The organism is Limnothrix sp. FACHB-1083, assembly GCF_014696485.1.
Lineage (GTDB): Bacteria > Cyanobacteriota > Cyanobacteriia > CACIAM-69d > CACIAM-69d > CACIAM-69d.
Genome location: NZ_JACJQD010000027.1, coordinates 1 through 15,863 on the forward strand (window position 1 = coordinate 1; position 15,863 = coordinate 15,863).

14 protein-coding genes and 1 pseudogene are annotated in these 15,863 nt (G+C 49.2%); 8 read left to right on the forward strand and 7 right to left on the reverse strand.

The annotated features are described in order from the left end of the window. Window positions 1-26: 26 nt before the first annotated feature. Entirely contained in the window at window positions 27-947 is a 921-nt protein-coding gene (locus H6F46_RS18805; protein WP_190356265.1) for a prohibitin family protein, read from the forward strand. Window positions 948-958: 11 nt separating this feature from the next. On the opposite strand, the gene H6F46_RS18810 is transcribed toward H6F46_RS18805, so the two are convergent. The 4 genes from H6F46_RS18810 to H6F46_RS18825 form a co-directional block, all read right to left on the reverse strand. After that, window positions 959-1,492: a hypothetical protein gene (locus H6F46_RS18810; protein WP_242028034.1), complete on the reverse strand. Its 534-nt coding sequence runs from the start codon at window positions 1,490-1,492 to the stop codon at window positions 959-961. Between the two features lie 110 nt (window positions 1,493-1,602). Beyond that, a complete protein-coding gene (locus H6F46_RS18815) occupies window positions 1,603-3,384 on the reverse strand; it encodes an SLC13 family permease (RefSeq protein ID WP_099534544.1) in 1,782 nt (593 codons plus the stop codon). A 288-nt stretch (window positions 3,385-3,672) separates the two neighbouring features. Further along, on the reverse strand, window positions 3,673-4,629 hold the full coding sequence (locus tag H6F46_RS19665) for a ParB/RepB/Spo0J family partition protein (protein WP_190356266.1): 957 nt from the start codon (window positions 4,627-4,629) through the stop codon (window positions 3,673-3,675). A 210-nt stretch (window positions 4,630-4,839) separates the two neighbouring features. Further along, a complete protein-coding gene (locus H6F46_RS18825) occupies window positions 4,840-5,763 on the reverse strand; it encodes a LysR substrate-binding domain-containing protein (RefSeq protein ID WP_190356267.1) in 924 nt (307 codons plus the stop codon). Between the two features lie 376 nt (window positions 5,764-6,139). Between H6F46_RS18825 and H6F46_RS18830 the strand changes: the two genes are divergently transcribed. From H6F46_RS18830 to H6F46_RS18860, 7 genes are all read left to right on the forward strand, one after another. Further along, entirely contained in the window at window positions 6,140-7,600 is a 1,461-nt protein-coding gene (locus H6F46_RS18830; RefSeq protein ID WP_099534541.1) for an APC family permease, read from the forward strand. A gap of 68 nt (window positions 7,601-7,668) precedes the next feature. Next, complete coding sequence (locus H6F46_RS18835) at window positions 7,669-8,385, forward strand: cadmium resistance transporter (protein ID WP_190356268.1); 717 nt, start codon at window positions 7,669-7,671, stop codon at window positions 8,383-8,385. A 65-nt stretch (window positions 8,386-8,450) separates the two neighbouring features. Next, window positions 8,451-9,179, forward strand: a complete 729-nt coding sequence (locus H6F46_RS18840) for a cadmium resistance transporter (protein ID WP_190356269.1) — start codon at window positions 8,451-8,453, stop codon at window positions 9,177-9,179. Between the two features lie 578 nt (window positions 9,180-9,757). Further along, window positions 9,758-10,507 carry a hypothetical protein gene (locus H6F46_RS18845; protein WP_190356270.1) on the forward strand — a complete coding sequence of 250 codons (750 nt, stop codon included), beginning with the start codon at window positions 9,758-9,760 and terminating at the stop codon, window positions 10,505-10,507. Next, window positions 10,500-11,243, forward strand: a complete 744-nt coding sequence (locus tag H6F46_RS18850; protein WP_190356271.1) for a phosphatase PAP2 family protein — start codon at window positions 10,500-10,502, stop codon at window positions 11,241-11,243. The genes H6F46_RS18845 and H6F46_RS18850 overlap by 8 nt, the downstream gene beginning before the upstream one ends. Window positions 11,244-11,569: 326 nt before the next feature. After that, window positions 11,570-12,406 (forward strand): sulfite exporter TauE/SafE family protein, encoded by an 837-nt coding sequence (locus H6F46_RS18855; RefSeq protein ID WP_190356272.1) that lies wholly within the window; start codon window positions 11,570-11,572, stop codon window positions 12,404-12,406. Between the two features lie 90 nt (window positions 12,407-12,496). After that, on the forward strand, window positions 12,497-12,985 hold the full coding sequence (locus H6F46_RS18860; protein ID WP_234407039.1) for a DUF1634 domain-containing protein: 489 nt from the start codon (window positions 12,497-12,499) through the stop codon (window positions 12,983-12,985). A gap of 227 nt (window positions 12,986-13,212) precedes the next feature. Here the strand turns inward: H6F46_RS18860 and H6F46_RS18865 are convergent, their stop codons facing one another. The 3 genes and pseudogenes from H6F46_RS18865 to H6F46_RS18875 all read right to left on the reverse strand — a co-directional run. Beyond that, entirely contained in the window at window positions 13,213-14,241 is a 1,029-nt protein-coding gene (locus H6F46_RS18865; RefSeq protein WP_099534534.1) for a sulfate/molybdate ABC transporter ATP-binding protein, read from the reverse strand. A gap of 318 nt (window positions 14,242-14,559) precedes the next feature. After that, the gene (locus H6F46_RS19965) at window positions 14,560-15,258 is read right to left on the reverse strand and encodes a rubrerythrin family protein (RefSeq protein ID WP_190356273.1); all 699 of its coding nucleotides are present in this window, start codon (window positions 15,256-15,258) and stop codon (window positions 14,560-14,562) included. A 354-nt stretch (window positions 15,259-15,612) separates the two neighbouring features. Then, window positions 15,613-15,863: pseudogene (locus H6F46_RS18875) on the reverse strand (photosystem II D2 protein (photosystem q(a) protein)); the annotation flags it as partial.

Consider the following 15,863-nt stretch of genomic DNA (forward strand, 5'->3'; position numbering starts at 1 on the left):
GAGAATAGGTTTGACGATTTGAGAGAATGAGCGTAACATTGGTGTATTACTTTTTGATTGTTTGGGGTAAGAATTACATCTTCTTACCCCTTTTTTATAACCTGAATCTGTCATTCAACACTTCTGCCCTAAAACATATCTCTCAATTAAAAATTATTCGACTATTTGCGGCTCTTTTTTTGACCCTGATTATCCTGCAACCGCTGGTCATTATCTCGGCTGGGGAGCGGGGCGTGGTGCTCCGTTTTGGTCAGGTGCAGCCTCAAATTCTCGATGAAGGCCTACATCCGATCATCCCGATCGCGGAAGCCGTTAAAAAATTAACTGTTCGCGTTCAAAAGCGTGAAATTTCAGCCGAAGCCTCTTCTAAAGATTTACAAGAAATTGAAACCGATGTGGTCTTGAATTGGCATTTGGTTCCCGATGAAGTTAATTTAGCGTTCCAACAGCTCGGGGATGAACTGGCTGTGGTCGATCGAGCCATTGATCCCGCCGTTGAGGAAGTTTTAAAAGCCGTCATGGCCAAGTACACGGCGGAAGAAATTATCACCCGCCGGGAAGAAGTGAAGGGAGCCGTAGACCAATTGCTGAGCAATCGGTTACGGGGATATCATATTTTTGTTGATGATATTTCGCTGGTTCATGTCAATTTTTCCGATCGCTTCAGTGAAGCTGTCGAAGCCAAGCAAATTGCGGAACAGGAAGCCAAGCGAGCGGAGTTTTTGACCCTGAAAGCCGCCCGAGAAGCGGAAGCAAGGGTTAATTGGGCCAGGGGTGAGGCCGAAGCACAACGACTCCTCAAAGAACACCTGACCCCAGAGTTAATTCAACGCCAGGCGATCGAGCGGTGGAATGGTCAATTACCGACCATCATTGGTAGCGAAGGATTAAAGCTCTTTAACCTAGAATCTCCGCCCAAGGCTGTAAATTCCACCCCAAATCGCTAGGAAAGGGATTGCTACTCTTGAAAGCTCAAACCATCCGGCAAGGTTAGGATTCCGAACTGCACCAACGCCACCACCAAAATTGTATAGGCCGTGGAAGACAGCAATCCTGTGACCAGCGTTTTCCGAAAACTTTTATTTTGATCCTCCTTTTGAACCATTTCCGTCGCCCCAAATTGCATCATCAGAATTCCCACCACATTCGAGAGCCAATAGCCCACGATCGCACCCCCGAAAAAACCGTGCGGAATTAGCCAATTGCAGAGCGCACCAAAGCCATAGGCGATCGGCAGATTAAAAATCAAATCATTCCACCAGCACAGTGGCGAGAGTAGATAGCCCACAACAACCAGCAGCCCACCTTTCAATTTTTTCAGGAGTTTGAATCCCAGCGTTTGGGATTCTACCGCTGTAATTTCTTGCTGAAACTGAGCAACCGCTTGGGCATCTTGACGGGTTGCCCCATTGGTTGCATTGGCGGTGTTCATGGCTGTGTTAAGGGATTCATCAATGGGCAACGGATGGGTGGGTGAGGGTTGGGAAGTCATAGATTCCATAGTTGTGATCAAAGGATTGCGGTAGAGAGACACAATAACTTGGCATTGCTTGGTTGAAAGTTAACCAAAGTCATTGTTTCAGCAAGAATCAAAGTCATTTTTTAATGACTTAAGTTTAGCCCATAAAACCAAATTGACATTAGCGGCACAAGGAAGGTCAGAATTAAGTTCAATGGAATTCCTACCCTGGTGAAGTCTAAGAATTTGTAGCCTCCTGGCCCATAAACCATTGTATTAGTTTGATAACCGATCGGGGTTAGGTAGCTATTTGAAGCCGCAAACATCACCACCAGCATGAACGGCAAAGTGTAGAATTCCAGGGTTTCCGCAACCTTCACCGCAATGGGCAACATTAATAAAACCGCCGCATTATTAGACAGGGCTTCAGTGAAGAGGGTTGTTACGCCATAGAACAAAACTAACAGCCAAAACCCCGAAAGATGTCCTCCTACTTGCGTTAATTGTGATGCTAACCAGTCAGTAGCTCCTGATTTTTCCATAGCGGTTCCTAGGGGCATCAGACCCGCCAGGAGAAAGATAATATCCCAGCGAATGACTCGGTAAATTTCTCGAGGCCGCAAAATTCCCGTGGCAATTACCAAGACAACACCCGCCAGAGCGCTAACCAAAATGGGAACCGTTTCCGTGGCAGCAGCCAGCACGGTTCCTAGGGCGATCGCCAGGGCTAAACCAGCCTTATCCCGCTTTAAGGGTTCCAGTTCTCGCGGTTCTACTACTAATAATTCAGGGCTGGATTGCAGGCCGCGCAAACTGTCATGTGGCCCTTGCACCAATAGAACATCACCAAATCGCAAACGAACATCCCGCAACCGTTCGCACAAGCAATCTTGTCCACGACGAATGGCTAAAACCGTGGAGTTATATCGTTGCCGAAATCGCAGTTCTTGTAAGCTAGAACCGATGAGGCTAGAGTTCGAAATAATTAAGGCTTCCGCAATCGATCGCTCGTTAGATTCGAGAGAAAATTTGGCATCGGGTAGGATTTCCAGCCCCCGTTCATCCTTCAGGGTCAGCAGGCGATCGCGGTTGCAGCGAACCAGCAAAATATCCCCTGCCATTAACAGCCAATCGTGGCTTACAGGTCTATAGGTAATGCCATCGCGAATCACTTCCAAAACATCAAGATCATATCGGTGATGAAAGTCACTGGCTGGCAGCGATTTCCCAATCAAAGAGGACTGATGGGTCACAATAATTTCGCTGAAATAATCACGCAGCCCATAGTTTTCAACGGTTGAAATTTCACCGGGCTTCCGCCGATCGGGCAGAAGATTGGGAGCCGCCAGTGCCAAGTAGCACAGACCAATCACAAAGACGATCAGGCCCATGGGTGCAAACTCAAACAGGCCAAATTCTCCATAGCCTAGTTGCTTAGAAAGTCCACTGGCCACCACATTGGTTGAAGTACCAATTACTGTAATCGTGCCGCCAAGCACAGTGGCATAGGACAGCGGAATTAATAGCTTTGAGGTAGAGATATTCTGTTTTCGGCACCAATTTTCCACAATCGGAATAAACACCGCCACCACGGCTGTGTTATTCAGAAATGCTGTGATCGGCCCCACAATTGACCCCAGCACAAAAATTTGGCGAGTTGGATTCTTGCCGCCTTTTTGTTGCAGAAATTCACTGACCACTTGAATCGCACCTGTACGTTCGATCGCGGCACTCAGCACAAACATTGCCATAACCGTGATCGTTGCTGAATTACTAAATCCAGCGATTCCCTCTTCGGGAGTGATGAGTCCTAGAAGAATTAGCAAAACAGCAATTCCAATTGCTGTGATATCAACGGGTAACCATTCCACAATGAATAGGAAGAATGTGATCGCCAAAACACCAAGAGTAAGCGCAATAGACATTGTTAGCTACGGTTTTAAGAAAAACCGCTAGAAGCGAAGAGATTTAATTGCCATGAAATTTCTAAGGTTCTTGAGAACAACAACTTAAAATTTCATGATCATTACAAGGCAGAATTTTTTTTCAAGCATCCAATCATTTAGTAGAGCACCTAACTGCACCCAGAAAATTATTCAGAGATCAGATCAAAGCACCTTAAACAGGATTTTAGATAGTTCATTCATTAATCTTGACTAAATCGACCGACAAACCGTAGTTTATGGACAAAAAAACGGTTTGTCGGTAAACTATCACTCAATCTCTTGGGACTCATCTAACTCTGCAATGGTGATTAATTCAGCCATCAAGGATTCTACCCTTTGCCGTTTTAGGGGATCGTTCAAAACTCCCGACTGCTGCAACCGACGATAGGTATAACTCCAACGATCTCGCAGAGAGCTGGGTAAGTTGGAAGTTGTTTCAGGACTGTTGAGGCTGGCCACCTGTTTACGAATTTCGGAGAGTGATAAATCTCGTGAAATTGCTTCTTGTAATAGATGATTTTGTTGATTGGGTTGCCGAACTCTGGAAATGGCCAACGCTTTGGTGTAGGACAACTGACCTTGGCGCAACGCATTGAGAATGGCTTCTGGCAGCTTCAGCAGGGGCAGCCGATTGCTGACAAAGGACTCCCAAGTCATGGTTCCGATCGACTGGAAAATGGTGCGAATCGTCTCTCGTTCTGCATTACCCATAACGTTATGAGTTTTTTTGCCCTTGGCCTGATTTCGCAAGCGGTGCAACAGCAAAACGATCGACTCAGCAGGCTGTTGAAGCTCCAGGGACAGCAATTTTAAAATACTTTCGGTTTCCTCGATCGGGTTGAGATCTTCACGCTGCAAATTTTCCAGAAGGGCGATTCGCAGGGCTTCCCGATCGCTCAGGGCCCGAATAATTACGGGTACTTGCGATAGACCAACCTTTTGGGCCGCACGATATCGCCGCTCACCAGCCACTAATTCATAGCGCCGCTCATCAATGGGACGAACTAACAGCGGCTCCAAAATTCCATATTGGGCGATCGATTGAGCAAGGCTATGGAGGGCGATCGGGTCAAAGTACCGTCTTGGCTGACTGCTTGGAAGCTGTATGTCACTGAGGGCCAAGGTCGTGGGGTACTGAGCTTGGCTATGGAGAGGCACCACGGAAGATTCCTGGGACAATTCTTTAAGTTCTAGGGGGCGAAGTTGGGGATTGACAGCGCTCATTGGGTTAGCAATTCCAGGTTTAGCGCAGTTGCAAATGGCGTTTTGCAGTTGCTTTTGACCTAAAATACTATATTCCGATCAAAAAACCGTACTTTATCTGGAAATTGCCCAACGGGTCTCGCCCATCATTGGCACACGACTGGCTTAGCACTGGCTTAGCACTGGCTTAGCACTGGCTCAGCACTGGCTGATTAATGGTCTATTTCTAAACTAATAACTGACTAGTAATTGCTCAAAAACTCGAGAAATTTTGGTCTGAAAGCGCTGTCGATGACGCAACTTCAAAAAGGGACGACGAATTTCCAAAACCGATGACTGCTCAGGGTCAATGATCGGAACCGCACGCACTGTCCGAAGCTGCAACTCTTTTTCAACGATCAGTTCTGAAATGGCTGCCGCTCCCACGCCTTCCTCCACCAGAACTTTCACCATTTCTCCGGTGGTTAGCACCAGGGCGATCGGCAAACTTGAAGGATCCACCTGCCAACTCAATAAGGCTTCCTCAAATCGCTGTTGAGTGCCCGACCCTGGTTCGCGCATTAACCAAGCTGTTTCTGCTAACTGATGGGTTTCCACAAATGGCAGCTCAAACCAAGAGTGCGAAGGGCCCACCACAATCACTAGGCGATCGCCCCCAACAATGGCCTTTTCTAAGTGCCGTTGGGTTGAGGGCAACACTTCCCCTTCAATTAATCCCAAATCAAACGCGCCCGTCGCCGTTCCTGTGCAAATTTCCTCAGTATTAGCGAGGGTGCAATTCACCACAATGCCCGGATGGCGACGCTTAAACTCTCCAATTTTGCGCGGTAGCCAATAATTCCCGATCGTGAGGCTAGACCCCAAATGCACTTCTCCTCGCTGCATTTCATTGAGTTCACGCAAGCCTCGTTCTGTCAAAGCCACCCGATCGAGAATATCCCTAGCTTCTGCTTGCAACAATCGCCCAGCATCCGTCAGTTCCACGCGTCGCCCAATGCGATGAAACAGACGCAGACCATAACTGTCTTCTAGGGACTGAATTGCAGCGCTCACCGCAGGCTGCGTTAGATAGAGGGACTCTGCGGCTCGCGTGAAGTGTAAATGTTCCGCAACCGCCAAGAAAATTTGCAACCGATCAAGCGTTATTCCAGACATTTCACCAAACTTAAAATTTCAATTAAAATCTCGATCTATTTTCAAAATTTCCGTTCATCGCGAGAATTTTTGGCTTCTTTCAACCAAGATTTCGAGCTTGTTGAGGTTCTCATCAATTTTATTGATGGTTTTGAGAAAAAACAGTATTTGCTTAAACTCAGCCAACTCCTTAATCTGTAGTTAATTTGATCGATGTGCTCCAAAATACTTGTCAAAGCAACATCGATATGCAACACGGACAGCAACAGAATTCACAGACTGAACGGGTCATGAATGCCTAGTCACCAATCATAGAGAGTTATCCCTTTTACTTCAGATAACTTTCAGGCTTCAGATCAGTTCATCACTCAGTATTCTGGTCTCATTGAGGGATCGCATGACTACAGAACTTGCAGTGAACCGTAGTGTTCACGGTCTCAAGGCAGAATGTTTACCCTTTGGTGAAGTTCTTGGCCAATCCATCGCGGTAATTGCTCCGATCACAACCCCTGCCGCGAACTTAGGGTTAGTCTTTGCCCTGGCGGGAAATGGCACTTGTCTTAGCTTTTTGTTGGGAACGATCGGGCTGATTTTTGTCAGTATCAACATCAATCAATTTGCCCGCCGTTCCGCCTCTCCCGGATCGCTCTACACCTACATTTCCAAAGGCCTTGGCCCCACAGCCGGTGTTATCTGTGGTTGGGGTCTTCTGCTAGGCTATTTGCTCACGGGGATGGCGGTTCTTTGTGGCTTTGCCAATTTTGGTCAAATCTTTTTAGGCAGTTTGGGCATTCACACCCACATCATCACCCTGCTGGCATTAGGAACCGTGGTTGCTTGGTATGCCGCTTACCGAGATATCGAATTATCAGCAAGAACATTGTTGATTTTGGAAGGTATTTCTGTCCTGTTCATTTTGCTCTTGGGGGGAATTGTTTGGGCTAAAACAGGCTTTGCCCTTGATCCACTACAGTTGACCTTAGCCGGTGCAACCCCCAGCGGTGTTGCCATGGGATTAGTGTTAGTGGTTTTTGGCTTTTCTGGTTTTGAAAGTGCCACCACTCTTGGGGATGAAGCGCAAAAACCCCTATCAAGTATTCCGAAGGCTGTCCTAGGCAGCACAGTGCTTTCGGGGTTGTTTTTCTTGGTTATGGCCTATATCGGTGTGGTGGGGTTCAATCATGCCGGAGGAAATTTGGCAGGTCATGAAGAGCCTCTCAGTTTCTTAGCTACCTGGGCTGGTGTTGGATTCCTGGGCCAAGCGATCGGGATTTGTGCGTTGGCTAGCTTTTTCGCTTGTGTTTTAGGCAGCATTAATCCTGCTGCTCGCATCTTTTTCACCATGGCGCGGCATGGTCTCTTTCACTCAGCTTTTGGTGAAGCCCACGACACCAATAGCACGCCCCATATTGCTGTTTCTTTCATCTCCGTTCTGCTCTTTTTAGTGCCTGCTTCAATGACCATTTTTGGTCTTAAGGCCTTCGAATCCATGGCGTATTTGGGCACGATGTGTACCTATGGATTTTTGGTGACCTACATTTTGGTATCGATCGCCGCGCCGGTTTATCTCTATCGAATTGGCAAACTAAAACCCATTGACGGGGTCATTGGTCTGCTGGGCGCTGGTTTCATGATGTTGCCAATTTTGGGCATGGTCGGAATTCCCGGAAGTACTTGGTTTCCCGTGCCGGAAGCGCCTTACGATGCATTTCCCAAGCTCTTTCTGCTTTACCTAGGTTTGGGTTGTGGCTGGTTTTTCTGGCAGCGATCGCGCTCTCCCAAAATGATTCGACGAATGCAGCACTCGATCGAAGCGATCTATGTCCGGTTTGAAGAGTCCGAAGATGCTGACTGCTAATCGATTGCTTGGTTCAATCTCGATCGGCTCTACTTCACTTCTAGTCCCTTCTTCTGCAACCCTTTCCTATGGACAACTTACTGACCGTAATCCCCACGAGTGTTGCTGCCTTTGCAGCCACAAACATTGACGATATTGCAATCCTGATGTTGCTTTTTTCTCAGGTCAATGCCAATTTTCGTCATTACCACGTGGTCGCTGGGCAATATCTAGGGTTTTCAGCTCTGGTAGGCGCAAGTTTGTTGGGCTTCTTTGGGGGCATGGTTTTGCCCCACCATTGGCTAGGTTTGCTGGGTCTAATCCCGATCGGCATGGGACTGGGCAGATTGTTTGACCGGGGTGAAGATGCCACCGATGAAGAACTAAACCTAGCCATTGACGGCGATGGAACATCACCCCATTGGATGAATTTAGTGGGGCCCCAAAGTCTCAGCGTCGCAGCCATCACGATCGCCAACGGGAGCGACAATGTGGGCATTTACACGCCCTTGTTTTCCCATAGCTCAGTGCCAGAGCTAATTCTAACCATTCTAGTTTTCCTAGTTTTGGTTCCTGTTTGGTGTTACATTGCTCATCGACTCACCCATCAAGCCCAAATTGCAGATTGGTTAGCCCATCGGGGTCAAACCATGGTTCCTCTAGTACTCATCGCGCTCGGGATTTATATCATCCTTGATAGTGGAGCCATGAGTCCGGGTTTGTTGGCTGCTAGCTGCACTTGTTTGGTGGCTTTAACTTGGCGACCCCAGCAACTGAGTGAAGTTCCCGAAAAGGGTGATTCTTGAGACGATCGCGACGATTCTTACGACTCTTGCAATGCTTTTTGCCCTAAACATCATGTCCGAGCACCATGATTGATCAGCGCCCCTTGGCTGAGCTAGCGATTAGTGCTTTTGTGGCGGGAACCAGTTCCTTCATTGCCACAAATATCGATGATGTGGTGGTGCTGATGGTGTTGTTTGGTCGCCCCGATCGGCTCTTTCGCGATCGACAAATCCTGATCGGGCGCTATCTGGGGTTTGGTCTGATTGTGTTAGCCAGCTTGGTAGGGTTTTGGGGAGGATTACTGCTCCCTTCCTGGTCCATTGGGCTATTGGGCTTTCTCCCGATCGGGATCGGCATTTCGCAACTGCGCACTTCTCAATCTCAGGAATCAGAATCCTCCGCTCCTGAACTAGATTCGTTCGGATCTGAGCATCAAGCGTTAACCGAGCGATCGCCCAATTTAGCGTTTCGACATCGAGTCAAGAAACTACGTCAATGGCTGCCTTGGCTATCCCCTCAAGTCATCCAAGTGACAATGATTACGCTTGCCTGCGGTGCTGACAACATTGGAATTTACATTCCTCTGTTTGCCTCCTGCAACTGGCTGGAACTCAGCATTATCCTTTGGGTTTTCTTTGCAGGCGTAGGATTGCTTTGTTGGCTAACACGCCGGTTCAGTCGCTATCACATGATCACCCAATGGATTAGCCGATTTGGTCATCAATTTGTTCCTTGGATTTTCATTGCTCTGGGAATAGGAATTTTCTGGGAGAGCAACCTTCCGCAACTGCTATTTTCCTTCATGCTTCCTTAAGCTCAAGATCTTGGCAAAACCAGGGGACTTTGTTAGACTTTTTGAGTCACGAAAGGCTATATCTAGCTCGTTGATTTAGTTGCTTTAATTCAGGTTTTTCAAGGGTTCAACAAGCAAAATCGCTCATTAAATTGCTCACTCTTGAATTAAACCAATCAAAGTAACTCGAAATAGCAATCTTTCTCAAACTTTCACCTCATTTCATTGTTCGAGAACGCATTGAAGCCAATGCATTGGTGTGGAGATTACTAACTGCCACCATGCGGTGATCTTAAACCAGGCAATTCGGTTTGAATGATTGCAAGATTTTGCAGCAACAAAACAGAGTTTCAGGCATCAAATGAAAAGCCTTCCTCGTCAATGTCCATGCTAGCAGTTTTTGCTTTTTTTGTGTTCTTTGAACCTTTTCAGGTTGTTTAATTTTTCCTAAATTGGGAAACCAAAGAGAGAAATCATGGGCAGTTTTTTACAAGCATTAATGTTCAGCCACCCACCATAGTTGGGATCGGTTTGAAACGTAGAGCATTGCGAAATTTGCAGAATTTTCAGTCATCAATCAGTCATCAAGAGGAAAGAGCATGAACGTTGCCCAAGGGTTTTTAAAGGGTTTTGTCCCAGGGATTGTCCAGAATTTTCTAAGCGGGCAAGGACTGAGAACGGCGGTTTTGGGATCCTTCAGCCGCTGGATGACGATCGGGGGTTGCCTGTTGGTTTTTGTGGTTAATTTGCTTTGTGCTCCTCCGGCCTTAGCCGATCGCCCCTTGAGTGAAAATTCCGATTACTTGGCAGCCAGCCAAGCCTTGAACCAGCTAACAGCCGAACGTCAGCAAAAGCAGAATGCGGGGGAAGCCATTCCCGAACCCTTGGAATCACAAATTGAACAGCTAACAGCCCAAACCTTTGCGTTGGAGTCCGGCGAGACCTGGGGCCAATGCGAAAACACCAGCGGCCAAGTGGTTGGAGTTTACGGGCCAGAGCCGGATGACGTGGACAACTATCGCTACAACGCTGGTCTTTACTTCTTGGCCAATGGGGAAACCACCGCGATCGAGTGGGACTGCGAAGGGGTTTTGATTCCCAAGGGAACCAAGGCGATCGCCACCCTTCCCGACGGAACCAATCAGGAATTTACCGGTTTGGCCGCGCTCAAAGTTGCTGACGGCACGCGCGTCACCATCAGCCAAGATCCCGAGGGCCAATTAACCCTCAGCACAGCGCCCACGGCAGCAGTTAACACCAGCAAAGCAAAATGGCCGCTGCCCAGCCTGTCCCAGAAAGTGATTAATCAGCGCCCTCTGGATGCTCCAACCCTCACTACCGATGACTGATGGGCTAAACACCACGGGGATCAGCACTTTGGGCAAGCATTCATCATCCCAACCAAACCTGCTGGGCATCGGTGGGGCGGTCACGATTCAAGGACTTTGTGCGCTATACCTGGTTAGCCATCTCCAGCAACCAGCGCCCTGGGATGTGCAGTTTTTAGAACTATTGCATCAACAGGCCACCCCTTGGCTCGATCGCCTCGCCCTTTGGCTCACACCGCTGGGAACCCGCTGGGGAACGTTTCCGCTGTTCATCATGGGTCTTTTGTCCCTAGCGAACCAACGGCAATGGCGTAAGTTGCTCTACTGGATGAGTGCGATTGGCGGTACAACAGTCATAGCCACTCTGCTGAAAGTGGTTTGGCACCGAGCAAGGCCCAGCCTTTGGCCCTCGCTGCTGGCCCCAGACCATTACCCTGCTGATTGGGCCTTTCCCAGCACCCACGCGGCCGCTAGCCTCTCGTTGGTTTTGGCCCTTGGCGCTTTGTATTCCAGCCAACAGCCGCTCGATCGCCCCTATGGATGGGTCTGGCGTTGGTCGATCGCGGGGCTGGGTGGTGGCTTTGTTCTGCTCATTGCCTGGACAAGGCTCTATCTCGGGGTTCACTTCCCCAGTGACATCATTGGCGGCTGGTCGATCGCCTACCTGATCACACAAGTGGCCAATCGATTGATCCTCAGCCCCACGGATCCAGTTCAGCTACCATCAACCCCTTCAAGTTTGCTTACTCGTCGTTGAGTTGTCATTCATGATTCAGAGTGATTAATGCTCAACAGCTTAATGCTCAACAGCGATCAATCACTCTGGATCATTGACTGCGAACAGTGGCTGCGAACAGTGGCTGTGAAAAATGATTGTGAACAATTCACCAGCAGTCTGAAAATTTGCTTGCCCAGATACCATCATTAACCTGGTTTCTAGCTTCCAACTTTCTCAACTCAGCAACCAAGCACAATGGCTGAATTCCTTGGTGTGACCAAGCACCAAGAGCCGGATTCCTCCAGTTATTTTTCAGCCATTCCCTATGGATTTTCTCTAATTACTAGTCATCAGGATGGGGCGGGGTGAATATTTTTGAGTTTTCATTCTTAGTTTGGGCCGGTTCATTCGCGGCCGGATTCTTAGGGGCCTTGACCGGTCTTGGGGGCGGCGTGGTGATTGTGCCTCTGCTCACCTCGGTTTTTGGGGTCGATATTCGCTACGCGATCGGGGCCTCCTTAATTTCTGTCATTGCCACTTCCGCCGGTTCCGCCGCAACCTACATTCGATCGGGGTTTGCCAACTTACGTCTCGGGATGTTTTTAGAAGTGGCAACGACCCTTGGATCTTTCGTAGGAGCCACCTTAGCCACCGTTGTGCCCGTCAAAGCCCTGACCGTTGTGTTAGGAACCGTTCTGCTTTATTCCGCTTTCTTTGCTCAACAATCCACCCCCAAGGAAGCCGAATTAACCGAGCCAGGTTCCTTGGCTGAACGCTTGCAACTCGATAACTGCTACCCCGCCCCCAACGGAGAAGGAACGATCGCCTATACCGTTCGTTCGGTTCCCACCGGTTTTAGCTTAATGGCCGTGGCCGGGCTGCTTTCAGGATTGCTCGGCATCGGTTCCGGCTCCTTGAAAGTCTTGGCCATGGATCGCGTCATGGGTTTACCGTTCAAGGTTTCCACCACCACCAGCAACTTCACGATCGGGGTCACCGCTGCCATGTCGGCCGGCGTTTATTTATCCCGAGGCTACGTGGATCCCGGCCTCTCAATGCCCGTGATGTTGGGCGTTTTGATGGGAGCCATGGTCGGTGCAAGAGTGCTGATTGGAGCCAAGCCAGAGTGGTTGCGCTGGCTCTTTTCCATTGTGTTGGTACTCCTAGCAATCAAAATGATTTATAACGGATTAATTACTTAGAAATTACGCACTTTCAGCTCATCAGCTCAATTGCAAAGTTGAGACCAAACAGAATTTTAACGCTCGTAATTCACAGCAGCCCAAGTGACGATGGAGATGACATCAATGATGAAGGGTAAGTCTTCCGATCAGGCGATCGCCATGACTGCAGCGAATAGTCCCATTTCTCCCTTGGAATCTTCGCCAGTTGATTTAGAAACTCGAAAAAGCACCGATCACAGCCTTGAGTTAGCCGTTAGCCACGTATTGTGGTGGGGAATGATCATTGCGAGTTCGATCGTCTTTGCCGGCGGCTGCATCTATATCTTTCGCCATGGGGGTGAGCCAGCCAGCTTCCGTGTCTTTGTAGGAGAACCTCGGGAACTTTGCTCCCCTTGGGGTGCTGCGAAATCTGCCCTTTCGGGTCATGGTCGCGGCTGGATTCAAGTGGGCATTATGCTGCTAGTTGCAACACCCATTATTCGGGTTGCTCTGTCTTGGTTCACTTTTTTGCGTCGTCAAGATTGGCTTTATTTTGCAATCACTTCGATTGTTTTTGGAGGACTCATTTACAGTTTTGCGGGTGCTTATTTCCAGTAATTCCCAAGACTGGTTTTGCTGGCACTGATCTTATTTCTGCCAGTTCCCAGAATTAGAGTCTTGCAAGTTTCTAATTAATATTTAGTATTTGAAAACTTCGATTTGAAAATTTGGCATTTGGGCGGGAGCACTCTATCGCGCACCCGCCGAAATGGCATATCCAGGGATTTCACGAACAATCCCATTAGGGATCACCCTATTCAGCAATCCTCTTGAGCGCTGGTTCTCTAGGTTGCTAAGGGGAAAACACGCACCGATCGGGGCCGTGCATAGACTTGTTGCTCTCGTTCAATGTGGAGTCGGTGATAGTGATCTCGGTTCACAGAAGCCGTCAAAGATGGGCCATTCTCCAGTTTCAAATGCACCTGCACTTCCCATCCCAAATGCATGATGCGATCGACCGTCGCGGGTAAGGCCTTGTCATCCACAGGATCGGTCACAATTTCCACATCATGGGGCCGCAAAAAGAGTCGCCAATTGTCACTGTCTTCCCACACCCGATCGCCCGCCCAGCGCGACACAGATCCCGGAAAAATAGACAACACATTCACAGGCCCCACAAAACTCATCACAAAGGGCGAGGCCGGGTTGTCATAAATTTCCGCAGGCGTGCCCACTTGTTCAATTTTGCCTTGGTTCATCACCACGATTCGATCGGCAACTTCCATCGCCTCTTCTTGGTCGTGGGTCACAAAAACCGTGGTCACATTCATATTGCGATGCAGGTTATGCAGCCATGTGCGTAATTCCTTGCGCACCTTGGCATCCAAAGCACCGAACGGTTCATCCAGCAGCAAAATTTGGGGTTCCACGGACAGGGCCCGCGCCAAGGCCACTCGCTGCCGTTGCCCACCGGACAATTGCGCAGGATAGCGATTGCCATAGCCCGCCAGTTGGATCAAGTCCAACAATCGATTCACGCGCTCTTGAATTTCAGCCGGCGGAGTTTTGCGCAACTCCAACGGAAAAGCAATATTTTGCCGAACGGTCATGTGCTTAAACAGCGCATAGTGCTGAAACACAAACCCAATTTTTCGCTCTTGGACGCTTTGATAGGTTGCGTCCCGCCCAATCAGTGAAATTGTCCCCGCATCAGTGGATTCCAGCCCCGCAATAATTCTGAGGAGTGTGGACTTTCCTGAGCCGGATGGCCCCAACAACGCAACCAAAGAACCCGATTGAATGTCTAGCGAAACATCATCAACTGCTCGAAAATCGCCATAGTACTTGGAGACATGCTCAACCGCGATTCCCATTTCTTTTGACTCCCAGCTTGTCTTTAACTACAGTTACCCGATCGGAATACTGTAATATACAGATAGCATATAGCCCATTCCTCTCAACCAGGCTGTTTTTTTAGCAAAATTTTCGCGCGATCGCTTTCAGTTGAACCCAACTTGATTCTCACAAAACCCAAAAAATGCGCCATTCACCAACCTGGAATGGCGCACTCGATTGTGCTATTCAATTACTGAAAATCAGCTATTTTTTTGTTTTCTGGAGCTAATTTCAGAGTTGATTTCAGGGCTGATTGCAGATCTGAGCAGATCTAAATCAATGACCAATGGCCCAGCCTAGGCAGCGATCGACTCTTGATAGGGTACGAACAGGGCCTTCTTCGCGCCGCAAATTGGGCATTCCCAATCATCAGGAATGGCTTCAAAGGGAGTTCCCGGAGCAATGCCCGAGTCAGGATCGCCCTCGGCGGGATCATAGATCATGGAGCACTGGCGGCAAATCCACTTGCTGCCCGCGGCCTTGTTTGCCGGAGCCACACCGTCCAACCCGCGCAGGGCTTCGCTGTATTGGTCGGCGTGGTGATGTTCGATCACGGTCAGCAGTCCAAAGTTGCGGGCGGCCGTGCGGAAAATTCCCGCATGTTCCCGCGACTCATCGGCCTGTTCTTGGAATTCCCGCTCCGCTTCCCCATCCCGATCAACCCGGGCTTCGGCGGCAAAGTTGGGGTACATGGTCTGATACTCGTAGGTTTCACCCTCGATCGCCAGCTCCAGACAGCGGGCCGCGATCGCCTTCTTTTGTTCGTCGCTGAGGCTGGCCGGATCGTCCACCACCAACTCCGGATGCATCAGCCGAAAGTGGGCGAACGCATGTTCCGTTTCTTGGTTGGCCGTTTCCCGAAACAGCTTGGCTAAGTCGCCCAGGCCCAGCTTTTTCACCACTTCCGAGAAGAACAGATATTTCCGATTCGCCATCGATTCGCCAGCGAAGGCATCGGCCAAGTTTTTGGCGGTGTTGGAGTTTGAAAGATCCATAAGACGCAAGAAAACGGGTGGGGTTAGTTGTGGTTGCACCATCCCGGTCAGCCCCCGTGCGGAAGACTGGCGAGGTGGCGGCGGCGTGAACTCTTCTCTAAGTCATAATCATTATGACTATGGATAGACTAACACAACTTTCTGGGAATGGCCAAAAACCCCAGCCCCGATCGGGCCGATTATCGTGCCCACAAGTCCCACAAGTTCCGCAGGAAACCAAAAAAAGGGCGCGATCGCGTCGATCGCACCCTCCATTCATGATCTGTCTCTGGTTAATTTGAGCAATAGGCGATCGCAACGGTTTGACGAGAAAACGCGCGATCGCTTTGATTCAATTCAGACTTCGCTCAGTCCTTACAGTGCGTTACCGCGAGGCAGAACTTCTTCGGGGAAGATGAAGTTTTCGTGGGGTTGGTCTTGCGGAGCCATCCAAGCGCGGATGCCTTCGTTCAACAGGATGTTCTTCGTGTAGAACGTTTCGAATTCGGGGTCTTCAGCCGCCCGCAGCTCTTGCGACACAAAGTCGTAAGCTCGCAGGTTCAAGCCCAATCCCACAATCCCGATCGAGCTGGTCCACAATCCCATCACGGGCACGAACAGCATGA

Bases quoted from the DNA above. Each gene is read 5' to 3' on its own strand.
- H6F46_RS18805 (WP_190356265.1), top strand. From the start codon at position 27: ATGAGCGTAACATTGGTGTATTACTTTTTGATTGTTTGGGGTAAGAAT.
- H6F46_RS18810 (WP_242028034.1), bottom strand. From the start codon at position 1,492: ATGACTTCCCAACCCTCACCCACCCATCCGTTGCCCATTGATGAATCC.
- H6F46_RS18815 (WP_099534544.1), bottom strand. From the start codon at position 3,384: ATGTCTATTGCGCTTACTCTTGGTGTTTTGGCGATCACATTCTTCCTA.
- H6F46_RS19665 (WP_190356266.1), bottom strand. From the start codon at position 4,629: ATGAGCGCTGTCAATCCCCAACTTCGCCCCCTAGAACTTAAAGAATTG.
- H6F46_RS18825 (WP_190356267.1), bottom strand. From the start codon at position 5,763: ATGTCTGGAATAACGCTTGATCGGTTGCAAATTTTCTTGGCGGTTGCG.
- H6F46_RS18830 (WP_099534541.1), top strand. From the start codon at position 6,140: ATGACTACAGAACTTGCAGTGAACCGTAGTGTTCACGGTCTCAAGGCA.
- H6F46_RS18835 (WP_190356268.1), top strand. From the start codon at position 7,669: ATGGACAACTTACTGACCGTAATCCCCACGAGTGTTGCTGCCTTTGCA.
- H6F46_RS18840 (WP_190356269.1), top strand. From the start codon at position 8,451: ATGATTGATCAGCGCCCCTTGGCTGAGCTAGCGATTAGTGCTTTTGTG.
- H6F46_RS18845 (WP_190356270.1), top strand. From the start codon at position 9,758: ATGAACGTTGCCCAAGGGTTTTTAAAGGGTTTTGTCCCAGGGATTGTC.
- H6F46_RS18850 (WP_190356271.1), top strand. From the start codon at position 10,500: ATGACTGATGGGCTAAACACCACGGGGATCAGCACTTTGGGCAAGCAT.
- H6F46_RS18860 (WP_234407039.1), top strand. From the start codon at position 12,497: ATGGAGATGACATCAATGATGAAGGGTAAGTCTTCCGATCAGGCGATC.
- H6F46_RS18865 (WP_099534534.1), bottom strand. From the start codon at position 14,241: ATGGGAATCGCGGTTGAGCATGTCTCCAAGTACTATGGCGATTTTCGA.
- H6F46_RS19965 (WP_190356273.1), bottom strand. From the start codon at position 15,258: ATGGATCTTTCAAACTCCAACACCGCCAAAAACTTGGCCGATGCCTTC.